This window comes from Nonomuraea sp. NPDC052116, from assembly GCF_040680035.1.
GTDB lineage: Bacteria > Actinomycetota > Actinomycetes > Streptosporangiales > Streptosporangiaceae > Nonomuraea > Nonomuraea angiospora_A.
Map to the genome: position 1 here is coordinate 110,956 of NZ_JBFAWA010000025.1, position 11,171 is coordinate 122,126.

13 protein-coding genes are annotated in these 11,171 nt (G+C 71.8%); 11 read left to right on the top strand and 2 right to left on the bottom strand.

The window, feature by feature from the left end:
- Nucleotides 1-83 precede the first annotated feature (83 nt).
- Genes AB0L65_RS39640 through AB0L65_RS39655 form a run of 4 tightly spaced genes read left to right on the top strand, consistent with a single transcriptional unit; the run spans nt 84 to nt 2,522 of the window.
- Nucleotides 84-983, top strand: coding sequence for an FKBP-type peptidyl-prolyl cis-trans isomerase (locus AB0L65_RS39640; RefSeq protein ID WP_364256629.1), 900 nt, complete (start codon nt 84-86; stop codon nt 981-983).
- A 15-nt stretch (nt 984-998) separates the two neighbouring features.
- A complete protein-coding gene (locus tag AB0L65_RS39645) occupies nt 999-1,355 on the top strand; it encodes a hypothetical protein (RefSeq protein WP_364256632.1) in 357 nt (118 codons plus the stop codon).
- Between the two features lie 9 nt (nt 1,356-1,364).
- Nucleotides 1,365-2,009 (top strand): helix-turn-helix domain-containing protein, encoded by a 645-nt coding sequence (locus AB0L65_RS39650; protein ID WP_363969728.1) that lies wholly within the window; start codon nt 1,365-1,367, stop codon nt 2,007-2,009.
- Between the two features lie 33 nt (nt 2,010-2,042).
- Complete coding sequence (locus AB0L65_RS39655; RefSeq protein ID WP_364256635.1) at nt 2,043-2,522, top strand: DUF3291 domain-containing protein; 480 nt, start codon at nt 2,043-2,045, stop codon at nt 2,520-2,522.
- Here the strand turns inward: AB0L65_RS39655 and AB0L65_RS39660 are convergent.
- Nucleotides 2,468-3,535, bottom strand: a complete 1,068-nt coding sequence (locus AB0L65_RS39660) for a DUF3866 family protein (RefSeq protein ID WP_364256638.1) — start codon at nt 3,533-3,535, stop codon at nt 2,468-2,470. The genes AB0L65_RS39655 and AB0L65_RS39660 overlap by 55 nt on opposite strands.
- A gap of 38 nt (nt 3,536-3,573) precedes the next feature.
- Here AB0L65_RS39660 and AB0L65_RS39665 point away from each other — a divergent pair, with 38 nt between their 5' ends.
- The 7 genes from AB0L65_RS39665 (at nt 3,574) to AB0L65_RS39695 (ending at nt 10,752) form a co-directional block, all read left to right on the top strand.
- Nucleotides 3,574-4,548, top strand: coding sequence for a WYL domain-containing protein (locus tag AB0L65_RS39665; protein WP_364256641.1), 975 nt, complete (start codon nt 3,574-3,576; stop codon nt 4,546-4,548).
- Nucleotides 4,549-4,561: 13 nt separating this feature from the next.
- Nucleotides 4,562-5,539 (top strand): WYL domain-containing protein, encoded by a 978-nt coding sequence (locus AB0L65_RS39670; RefSeq protein ID WP_363969720.1) that lies wholly within the window; start codon nt 4,562-4,564, stop codon nt 5,537-5,539.
- On the top strand, nt 5,536-5,736 hold the full coding sequence (locus AB0L65_RS39675; RefSeq protein ID WP_350735430.1) for a hypothetical protein: 201 nt from the start codon (nt 5,536-5,538) through the stop codon (nt 5,734-5,736). The genes AB0L65_RS39670 and AB0L65_RS39675 overlap by 4 nt, the downstream gene beginning before the upstream one ends.
- A 29-nt stretch (nt 5,737-5,765) precedes the next feature.
- Nucleotides 5,766-6,104, top strand: coding sequence for a Sec-independent protein translocase subunit TatA (tatA, locus tag AB0L65_RS39680; RefSeq protein ID WP_350735433.1), 339 nt, complete (start codon nt 5,766-5,768; stop codon nt 6,102-6,104).
- A gap of 31 nt (nt 6,105-6,135) precedes the next feature.
- The gene (tatC, locus tag AB0L65_RS39685; protein ID WP_364256644.1) at nt 6,136-7,026 is read left to right on the top strand and encodes a twin-arginine translocase subunit TatC; all 891 of its coding nucleotides are present in this window, start codon (nt 6,136-6,138) and stop codon (nt 7,024-7,026) included.
- 16 nt (nt 7,027-7,042) lie between these two features.
- Complete coding sequence (locus tag AB0L65_RS39690) at nt 7,043-7,930, top strand: YegS/Rv2252/BmrU family lipid kinase (RefSeq protein ID WP_364256647.1); 888 nt, start codon at nt 7,043-7,045, stop codon at nt 7,928-7,930.
- Between the two features lie 98 nt (nt 7,931-8,028).
- Nucleotides 8,029-10,752 (top strand): DEAD/DEAH box helicase, encoded by a 2,724-nt coding sequence (locus tag AB0L65_RS39695; RefSeq protein WP_364256650.1) that lies wholly within the window; start codon nt 8,029-8,031, stop codon nt 10,750-10,752.
- 45 nt (nt 10,753-10,797) lie between these two features.
- Here AB0L65_RS39695 and AB0L65_RS39700 read toward each other — a convergent pair whose 3' ends face one another.
- A complete protein-coding gene (locus tag AB0L65_RS39700; RefSeq protein ID WP_364256653.1) occupies nt 10,798-10,995 on the bottom strand; it encodes a hypothetical protein in 198 nt (65 codons plus the stop codon).
- Between the last annotated feature and the right edge of the window lie 176 nt (nt 10,996-11,171).

Consider the following 11,171-nt stretch of genomic DNA (forward strand, 5'->3'; position numbering starts at 1 on the left):
CTCCCGTCCGGCCCGCGGGCGGGCCGGACGGGGGCCGGACGCGGTAGCATCGCCACGCCCAGCCCCGCCGCGTGGGAGGACCGATGCCGCACCGCCGTACCGCCGTGTTGCTGCCGGTCCTCGTCCTGCTGGCCGGCTGCTCGGGCGGTGCCGCGCGCGACCTCGGCATGACGGTGGACGGCCCGTTCGGGGCCAGGCCGACGATCACCTTCGCGGGCGGCGGACCGGCGGCCGGGCTCAAGGTGGAGGAGCTGGCGACCGGCGGCGGCGCCCGGCTCGGCGCGGACGACACGGCGATCGTCCAGTACACCGCGCACGTCTGGGACGGCGGGGACAACCGCCTGGTCGACTCCACCTTCGACCGCGGCACCCCGGCCGCGCTCCCGCTGGGGGAGCTGCCGCCGGGGCTGGACGGGGCGCTGCGGGGCCGCAGGGTCGGCAGCAGGGTCCTGGCCGTGCTCCCGCCCGATCAGCGCCGTGGCGCGCGCCTGCCGCCCGGCGTCGGGCCCGATGACGAGCTGGTCTACGTGGTCGACATCCTCGGCGCCCACCCCAAGGGCGCCTCGGTCGAGGCGGGCGGCGGCTCGCTGGCGGGCGTGCGCGTCACCGCCGGCGCCCCGCCCGGGCTGGAGGTGCCCGCCACCGCCCCGCCGGCCGCGTTCGAGGTCAAAGTGCTGGCCAGGGGTGAGGGGCGCGGCACGCAGGCGGGGCAGCTCGTGGTCGCCCAGTACGAGGGCGCGATCTGGAGCCGCCGCCGCGTCTTCGAGGCCACCTGGACGAGCGGCCGGCCGAAGGCGTTCAGGATCGGCGACGGCGGCGTGCCCAAGGGGTGGGAGGCGGCCCTGGTCGGGGTGCCCGCCGGCAGCCGGGTCCTGATGGTCGTCCCGCCCTCGTACGGGTACGGCCCCGCCGGCGACCCCGCCCACGGCATCACGGGCACCGACACGCTCGTCTACGTCGTGGACGTCATCGCCGCCTACTGAGGCAGGATGATCCTCATGATCCGTACTTTCCTGGTCATCGCCTCCGCCTTAGCCGTCCTCCTCGGCGGCGCCACGGCCGCGTCCGCCGCCGATGACCCGCCCTTCTGCAAGGGCGTCAAGAAGCCCTGCGTCGTCGGCGGCGACGCCGGCACGACGTGGGTGAACACCTCCGCCGCCGGCAAGGCCCAGGCCAAGGCCGTGGCCGCCCGCGTGCTGAAGAACGCCACGGCCGCCCACCGCCGTTACCACGCGCCCGAGTGGGTCGACATCTGGGTGATCAAGAAGGGGGCGTGCTGGCGCAGGTACGGCAACGTCCCGTCCGACGCCAGCCGCGCGTGCACGTACAAGCACGTGAAGCGGAAGTTTTCATAGACTCCCGTTGTGAGTAGCGACGACCTCGACGCGCTGGCCCTCCTGCACGACCCCGTACGCCGCAGCCTGTACGCGGCCGTCGCGGGCCGCGGCGGCGACGTGGGCAGGGGGGAGGCGGCCGAGGCCGCGGGCGTCTCCAGGACCCTCGCCGGCCACCACCTCGACAAGCTCGTCGAGGCGGGGCTGCTCGAGAGCGGTTTCCGGCAGCAGGAGAAGAAGGGGCCGGGCAGCGGCCGGCCCGCCAAGGTCTACCGCCGGGCCAGGGGTGAGCGGTCGGTGAGCCTGCCGCCGCGCGACTACGGCGCGCTCGCCTCCGTCCTGGCCGAGGTCGTCGACGCGCTCGGCGCCGAGGAGCGGGCCGAGCGGGCGGCGCGCGAGGCCGGCGCCCGGCTGGCCAAGAGGCACGCCGGCGAGCCCGTCGAGCAGGTGCTCAGGGAGCGCGGCTACGAGCCGTACGAGGAGGGCGGCGCGCTGCGGCTGCGCAACTGCCCCTTCCACGTGCTGGCCGAGGAGCAGCCGCTGCTGGTGTGCTCCATGAACCTGGCCCTGTGCCAGGGGCTGCTCGAAGGTCTCGGCGACGAGCCGGGCAGGGCCAGGCTCGACCCGCGGCCGGGGGACTGCTGCGTCTCCCTTTCTAAAACAAATGAGGATTGACATAGAAGGCGGACGGGTGGTGTGCTGAGCGTCATGCATCTCGCTGAGCTGAACATCGCCCATCTGCGCGCGCCCATCGACAGTCAGGAGCTCGCCGAGTTCGTCGCCCTCCTCGAGCCCGTCAACACCGTCGCCGACGAGGCCCCCGGGTTCGTGTGGCGGCTGAAGGAGAGCGAGAGCGACCCCACCGCCACCGTCATCCACGACTACGGCGACCACCTGCTGATGAACTTCTCGGTGTGGGAGTCGCTCGACGCCCTGTGGAACTACACCTACCGCAGCGCCCATCTGGGCGTGCTGCGCCGGCGCAGGGAGTGGTTCCTGCGCCTGGCGGAGCCGTACATGGTGATGTGGTGGATCCCCGAGGGTCACATCCCGACGCTGGCCGAGGGCATGGCGCGGCTGGAGCGCCTCAGGGCCGAGGGGCCGAGCCCCGAGGCGTTCACGTTCAAGGACTCCTACGACAGCAGCGAGGCCGCCAGCCTGCCCGCCGCCGCCGAGGCCAGGAAGTAGGGCAGGTCCTCCTCCAGGCCCCTGCCCATCGTCGACAGGCGCACCGGGGACTCCCGCAGCGCCTCGTGCAGGCCCTCCACCGGCACCGGCACCAGGCGGTGCCGGACGGCCAGCAGCTCGGACTGGTCCCTGACCCGCTCGCCGAACTCCCCGGGCAGCTCCGGCACCGGCACGTCGGCGGGCGTCAGGGCGACCCGGCCGTAGGCGGTCAGCGAGTGGTGCGAGACCCCGTAGTGGCGCTCGCGCCGGTCGCCCTCGCTGACCCGCAGCGCCGCCACCGGGCGGCCGCGCAGCACGCCCGCCGCGTTCACCGCCTCGCCCGCCGACACCCCGGAGAAGCCCCACCTGGTGCCCGTCCCCAGGTTGCCGGGGCCCTGCGCGACGATCGCCACGTCGGCCTCCAGCACGTGGCGGGCCGCCAGCAGCCCGGTGTGGACGGTGACCGCCTCCACGTCGCCGCCGAACGACTGCCCGACCGTGACCACGCCCGCCAGCCAGCCGATCTCCCGCAGCCGGGCCGCCGCCATCGAGAACCACACCGGCAGCGCGCCGCCGTCCTGCATCACGTACGCCACCCGCGTGCCGGGCCGGTCGGCGTACAGGCCGCACAGGATCGGCGCCAGCGCCGAGTGCAGGTCGGCCACCACCACCGGCATCCCGTCGAGGGAGTCGGCCTCGCGCAATCTGTCGTGATACGGGGAGTCCTGCTCGTCGGCGCCCAGCACCGTGGCCTGCAGCGGCGTGTAGCGGGCCTTCACCAGGTGGCCCGGACCGGCGGGATCTTGCGGCAAACGGTTAGGGACGGCGACCACCATGGCGTAACCTCCCGTACCGAGACCCATCGCGAGTGCCGTCGTGTTGAGCAGCACCTCGTCGCCGGGTTCCGGGCGGCCGACCAACGGCGGATAGGCCAGTGCCCGGCACTCCCCTTCGGGGACGGCGACGTCCAGCTCCACCGCTCCCGGCCACTCGCGTCGGATCCGTACAACCTCGCCCTTGCGCCATCTGATCACGGGGGCAGGGTAGCGTCGATGGAGGAGGAGTGAGGCAGATGTCGCGCCGGAAGACCGAACGGTTGCTCAATCTCGTGATCTGCCTGCTCGCCACCCGGAGGCCGCTGTCGGCCGAGCAGATCCGCCAGGCCGTCCCCGGCTACGACCGCGATGGCGACGAGGCGTTCCAGCGCATGTTCGAGCGTGACAAGAACGAGTTGCGCGAGATCGGCATCCCCATCGATGTGGTGCGCGACCCCTGGGAGGACGAGCCGGGCTACCGGATCGAGCGCGAGTCGTACGAGCTGCCGGAGATCACCCTGGAGCCCGACGAGGCCGCCGTGCTCGGCCTGGCCGCGCAGGTGTGGCAGCGGGCCAGCCTGGCCGAGGCGGCCTCGGGGGCGCTGCTGAAGCTGCGCGCCGGCGGCGTGGCCACCGACCGGCCCGTCGGCGCGTCCATGGGCGGGTCCATGAGCGGGGGCGCGCTGGAGCTGCGCGTGGACACCCGCGACCCGGCCTTCCCCGCGCTGTGGGACGCCGTGCGCGACCGGCGCGTGGTGCGCTTCGACTACCGCAGCGCCGGCAGCGAGAGCGTGCGCGCCCGCACCGTCGAGCCGTGGGGCGTGGTCAGCCGCAACGGCCGCTGGTACGTGGCCGGGTTCGACCGCGACCGGCAGGCGCCGCGCGTCTTCCGGCTCAGCCGCGTCACCGGCCAGGTCGCCGTCATGGGCAGGCCCGGCGCCGTCGAGGTGCCGGAAGGGGTCGATCTCCGGGGTATGGTCGGCTTTCCCGACGACTCGACGGACGAGCGGGTGGCCGTCGTCCGCGTACGCCAGGGCACGTGCGAGGGGCTGCGGCAGCTCGCGGCGGCCGTGCGCACGGGGGAGCACGGGTGGGACGAGGCCGATCTGCCCTTCACCGACCCCGAACGCCTGGCCGGCTGGATGGCCAGCCTCGGCGCCGACGTGGAGGTCGCCGGGCCGCCGGACGCCCGCGAGGCCGTCATCCGCCGACTGAAGGGGGCAATGGCATGACAGAGGAGCTGCGATGAGCGGGTCGGCCGACCGGCTGCCCAGGCTGCTGGCCCTGGTGCCGTACCTGATGTCCCACCCGGGGGCGCAGGTCGACGAGGTGGCCGCGGTTTTCGGGCTGAGCGAGAAGCAGCTCATCGACGACCTGCAGCTCGTGTGGATGTGCGGCCTGCCCGGCCACACCCCCGGCGACCTCATCGACGTCTCCTGGGACGGCGGCGAGATCATCATCGACAACGCCGAGACCATCGCCAGGCCGCTGCGGCTGGGCATCGACGAGGCCAGCGCGCTGCTGGTCGCCCTGCGGATGCTGGCCGCGACCCCCGAGCTGGCCCTGCCTGCCAACGAGGTGCCGGGCGACGCGCTGCCCCGCGTGACGGCCAAGCTGGAGCGGGCCGCCGGCGAGGGCGCCGCCACTCTCAGCAGCCAGCTCGCGGTCGACGTGGACGCCGCCCCCGACGCGCTGCCGCGCGTGCGCGAGGGGCTCACCAGGGGCCGCCGGCTGTCGTTGCGTTACTACGTGCCCGGGCGCGACGAGGTGACGCCGCGCGAGGTCGACCCCACGCGGGTCGTGGTCGTCGACGGCCGCACCTACCTGGAGGGCTGGTGCTACCGGGCCGAGGCGATGCGGCTGTTCAGGCTCGACCGGATGCTCGGCGTCGAGGTGCTCGACGTGCCCGCCGACCCGCCCGCCGAGGCCGAGCCCATCGACGTCACCCGGGGCGTCTTCCGGCCCTCGCCCACCGACGAGCTGGTCGAGCTGGAGCTCAGCGCCGCCGGGCGGTGGGTGGCCGAGTACTACCCGTGCGAGCAGGTCACCGAGCTGGGTGAAGGGCGGCTGCGGGTGGCGCTGCGGGCCCGCGACGAGGACTGGATCCTCAAGCTGGCGCTGCGCCTGGGCGACACCGGCCGGGTCGTCTCACCCCCTGAGATGGCCGAGACCGTGCGCCAGGAGGCCGAGCGGGCCCTGGCCCTGTACGCTCACCAGTCATGATGTGGATCTACGTGGCCGGCGGGCTGTGCGTGGCGGGGCTCGGCGTGGTCGGGGTCGCGGGTGCCCGCGTCGTCGTGGCGGCACGTACCCTGAAAAGGGAAATCGCCGAGGCGACGGCCCAGCTGGAGCCGCGGCGGGCCAGATTGGCGGGCCAGGGGGGTGAGACCACGCCCCAGGCAGCGTACGATCGTGGCTGAAACAGGCACTCGCTAGAAAAGGGCGTTTCATGTCGCAACTCGGAGTCCCCGAACTTCTGATCATCGCGCTGGTGCTCGTCCTGCTTTTCGGTGCGAAGAAGCTGCCCGAGATGGCCCGCGGCGTCGGCCGTTCTCTGCGCATCTTCAAGTCCGAGACGGCCAAGCTCCGTGAGGACGACGACGACAACCACACCGTCCAGGCCCAGGCGCAGGCCCCGGCTCAGCCGCAGCCCCCGGCGGCGCAGCCCCCGCAGATCCAGGCCACGCCCGCCCCCGCGCTCTCCGCGGAGGAGCAGGCCAGGCAGCTCGAGGAGCAGGCCGCCCGGCTGCGCGCCAGCGCCGCCGCCCAGGCCGACAAGCGCGTCTGACCCCATCCCTCCTCCTCACCTGGACTGCTAGATGGCGCTGCTCAAACGGTCGAGCCAGCCGGCACCCGACCACGACACCGAGGGCCGCATGCCCCTCATGGAGCACCTGCGCGAGCTGCGTAACAGGTTGCTCATCGCGGCCGCCGCCGTCGTCGTGGGCATCATCATCGGCTGGATCTTCTTCGATCCGGTCTGGGCGTTCATCAAGGAGCCCTTCTGCGAGACGCCGCAGGCCCAGCAGTTGCGTGTCGGCGAGTGCACGCTGACCTACGGCGGCATCTTCCAGTCGTTCTTCCTGACGTTGAAGGTCTCGGCGATGGTGGGCGTCGTCGTGTCCTCGCCCGTCTGGCTCTACCAGGTCTGGGCCTTCGTCACCCCCGCCCTCTACCGCAACGAGAAGCGCTACTCGATCGCCTTCCTCGGGCTGGCGATCCCGCTGTTCGTGATCGGCGCCTTCCTGGCGTACGTGATCATGGACACCAGCCTGGCCATCCTGCTCGGGTTCGCGCCGAGCGACACCGTGGCCATCATCCAGATCGACGAGTACGTCAGCTACGTGCTGATCATGCTCGTGATCTTCGGCATCTCGTTCGAGCTGCCGCTCCTGCTCGTGTTCCTCAACATCATCGGTGTGCTGCCGCACGCCACGGTGAAGAAGTACCGCCGCTGGGTGATCTTCTCCATGTTCGTCTTCGGCGCGGTCATCACCCCCGGCGGCGACCCGCTGACGATGATGGCGCTGGCCATGCCGATGATCGTGCTCTACTTCCTGGCCGAGTTCTTCATGTTCATGCGTGAGAAGCGCAGGCCCGCCACCGAGGACTTCTCCCACCTGTCCGACGACGAGGCCTCCCCGCTGGTGGAGGACTCCACTTCGGTCGACGACGATCGCCCCGGGGAGGATTCCGGTTCCACGCGATAGGCGATAAGTTCCGGGCGTGTCCCCTCACATCGCCCTGCTCGTCAACCCCGCCGCACGCGGCGGCCGTACGCTGCGCCTGCTCGAACCCGTGGCGCGCCGGCTGCGCGCCGGCGGGGCCGAGCTGTCGGTGATCGTCGGCGCCGACGCCGCCGACGCCCTCGCACGTGCCTGCACCGCCGTGGCCGAGCGCCCCGACGCGCTCGTGGCCTTCGGCGGCGACGGGCTGGTCCACCTGGCCGTGCAGGCCGTGGCCGGCACCGACGTGCCGCTCGGCATCATCCCCGCGGGCACCGGCAACGACATCGCGGCCGCGCTCGGGGTGCCCTGCGCCGATCCCATGGCCGCGGCCCGCGTCGTGCTGCGCATGAAGTCGCGCCTGGTGGACGTCGCCCGGATCCGGGCCGGGCAGGCCGACGAGCTGTTCGCGGGGGTGATGTGCTGCGGGTTCGACTCGCGGGTCAACGAGCGGGCCAACCGGAAGACGTGGCCGCCGGGGATGGCGCGCTATCTGGTGGCGACGGTGGAGGAGCTGCGCTCGTTCCGGCCGATCCCGTTCCGGATGACCCTCGACGACGGTGAGGTCGTCGAACGCGAGGCCATGCTGGTGGCGGTGGCCAACACGTCCTCGTACGGGGCGGGGATGCGCGTGTGCCCCGACGCGCAGCCCGACGACGGGCTGCTGGACGTGATGATGCTGGACGCGGTGTCCAAGACCGAGTTCCTGCGGGTCTTCCCGAGCGTCTACCGGGGGACGCACGTGGGGCATCCGGCGGTGTCGGTGCGGCGGGTGCGGAGCGTGCGGCTGGAGGCCGCGGACGTCATCGCCTACGCCGACGGCGAACGCGTGGGCCCGGCGCCGGTCCAGTGCGAGGTGCGCCCGGGGGCGTTACGGGTCATCGTTTGAAATCTACATTGTAAAGGCGCCCGGCTCGGACGCCGGCTGAGGATCGGCCGGACCACTGGGGGACCGACCGGAAAGGCGATTTCGGTAGGCTGACGGGTATGACAACGCCAGCGGAACGCTATGCGGCCTTCCGTCACAAGTATGGGGACGACGGGGCCGCGGTGAGATCGTTCCGAGGTCTCTACGACTTCGAGCTGGACGACTTCCAGCTAGACGCCTGCCGCGCCCTGGAGGCCGGAGACGGCGTGCTGGTGGCGGCGCCCACGGGGTCGGGCAAGACGGTGGTCGGCGAGTTCGCCGTCCACCTGGCCTTGGAGCAGGGCCAGAAATGCTTCTACACCACCCCCATCAAGGCGCTGTCCAACCAGAAGTACAACGACCTGGTCAAGCGCTACGGCACCGCCAAGGTCGGCCTGCTGACCGGCGACAACAGCGTCAACGGCGAGGCCCCCATCGTCGTCATGACCACCGAGGTGCTGCGCAACATGCTCTACGCGGGGTCGGCGACCCTGGCGGGGCTCGGGTTCGTGGTCATGGACGAGGTCCACTACCTCGCCGACCGCTTCCGCGGCGCGGTGTGGGAAGAGGTGATCATCCACCTGCAGGAGTCGGTGCGGCTGGTGGCGCTGTCGGCGACGGTGAGCAACGCCGAGGAGTTCGGCGAGTGGCTGGGCGAGGTGCGCGGCGACACCACGGTGATCGTGGACGAGCACCGTCCGGTGCCGTTGTGGCAGCACATGATGGTCGGCAACCGCCTCTACGACATGTTCGTGAACGACGACCTGACCCCGCGCGTCAACCCCACGCTGATGCGGGTGACCCGTGACGCCGAGCGGCTGACGGAGGGGCGGGGCAGGCGCGGCTACGGCCGGCCGCAGCGTTCGCGCCCGCCGGACCGGGTGCAGGTGATCGAGAAGCTCGACGCCGAGGGGCTGCTGCCGGCGATCACGTTCATCTTCTCCCGTGCCGGGTGCGACGCCGCCGTTCAGAAGTGCCTGTACGCCGGGATCCGGCTCACGACCGACCGCGAGCGGCACGAGATCAGGCAGCTCGTGGACGAGCGCACCGCGCATCTGCCGGACGAGGACCTGGCCGTCCTGGGCTACCTGGAGTGGCGTGACTGCCTGGAGCGCGGGCTGGCCTCGCACCACGCGGGCATGCTGCCGGCGTTCAAGGAGGTCGTGGAGGAGCTGTTCACGCGCGGGCTGGTCAAGGCCGTGTTCGCGACGGAGACGCTCGCGCTGGGCATCAACATGCCGGCGCGCAGCGTGGTGATCGAGAAGCTCGACAAGTGGAACGGTGAGACCCACGCCGACCTCACGCCCGGCGAGTACACCCAGCTGACTGGGCGGGCGGGGCGGCGCGGCATCGACGTCGAGGGCCATGCGGTGGTGCTGTGGCAGCAGGGCATGGATCCGCTGTCGGTGGCGGGGCTGGCCGGCACGCGGACGTATCCGCTGCGGTCGAGCTTCCAGCCTTCGTACAACATGGCGGTCAACCTCGTCGGGCAGTTCGGCCGGGAGCGGGCCAGGACGCTGCTGGAGGAGTCGTTCGCGCAGTTCCAGGCCGACCGGGCGGTGGTCGGGCTGGCCAAGCAGCTGCGCAAGCACGAGGAGGCGCTGGAGGGCTACCAGGAGGCTATGACGTGCCACCTGGGAGACTTCCCCGAATACGCGGCGCTACGCCGCAGGCTCTCCGATCGTGAGGCCGAGCTGGCCAGGCAGCGCGGCGCCGCGCGCCGGGCGGCGGCCGTGCGGTCGCTGGAGGCGTTGCAGCCGGGTGACGTCATCCGGGTGCCGGGCGGGCGCCGGGCGGGGCTGGCGATCGTGCTCGACCCGGGCCGCAACCCGCGCGGTCAGGGGCCGAGCCCGCTGGTGCTGACGATCGGCAAGCAGATCAAGAAGCTCGACCCGGCGGACTTCCCCGTCCCGGTCGAGCCGCTGGAGAAGCTGCGCATCCCGAAGAACTTCAACGGCCGCTCGCCCAAGGAGCGCGCCAACCTCGTCTCCACGCTGCTGGCCAAGCTCGGCGACCGCGACCTGGGCAAGCCGGACAGGGCGCGTGACCACACGGTGGAGGACGACGAGGTCAACGAGCTGCGCCGGCTCATCCGCCAGCACCCGTGCCACGGCTGTGACGAGCGTGAGGACCACGCCCGCTGGGCCGAGCGCTACTACAAGCTGCTGCGCGAGACCGAGGGGCTGCGCCGCCGGGTGGAGGGGCGCTCGCACGTCATCTCGCGGACGTTCGACCGCATCTGCTCGGTGCTGGAGCAGCTCGGCTACCTCGAGGGTGAGGCCGTCACCGACGAGGGCCGCCGGCTGGGCCGCATCTACACCGAGCTCGACCTGCTGACCGCCGAGTCGCTGCGCCAGGGGCTGTGGGAGGAGCTCGACCCGGCCGAGCTGGCGGCGTGCGTGTCGGCGCTGGTGTTCGAGTCGCGGGCCGCCGATGACGCGCGCCGCCCGAAGGTGCCCGCCGGGCGGACGCAGGAGGCGCTGACGTCGATGATCCGGCTGTGGGGTGAGCTGGAGGGCATCGAGTCCGACCATGGGCTGTCCACGATCAGGGAGCCGGATCTGGCGTTCGCGTGGGCGGCGTTCCGGTGGACGAAGGGGCACGCCCTGGACGCCGTCCTGCGGGACGGGGTGAACGGCAACGAGCTGGCGGCCGGTGACTTCGTACGGTGGGTCAAGCAGCTGATGGACCTGCTCGGTCAGCTCGGGAACGCGGCCCCGCCCGGCAGCAAGATCAAGCAGACGGCGGGCAAGGCCGTCGACGCGATGCGGCGCGGCGTGGTGGCCTACTCCTCGCTCACCTGACCTTCTCGGAAAAGGTCCTACCCGCCCTCTTCGGAGGGCGGGTCCTCAGGAGTCCTTGCTGATGGCGCCGCTGATGGCGCCGATCGTCAGGAGCAGGCCCGCGACGCCCACCACGGCGCTCACGACGGTCAGGGCGGTGCCGTCGAGCACCAGGTGCAGCAGGCCGAAGTTCTTGCCGAAGAAGTGATCGGCGATGAGGCCGCCGAAGCCCTGGATCATGAGGATGACGCCGATGAATGCCATGCGCCCATGATCCCCGGCGCAGACGTCCGATCCATCGGACCAAAGTATCGGGTGACCTACACCTTGGAACCAGTTCTGAGCAGCATCCTTTGGGATTACCGTTACCCGAGTTAGCGGTTCTTTTTATTTACGGTCGATTTAACGGCGGCAGGCAACGGCCTTTGTCGGGCGGTTTC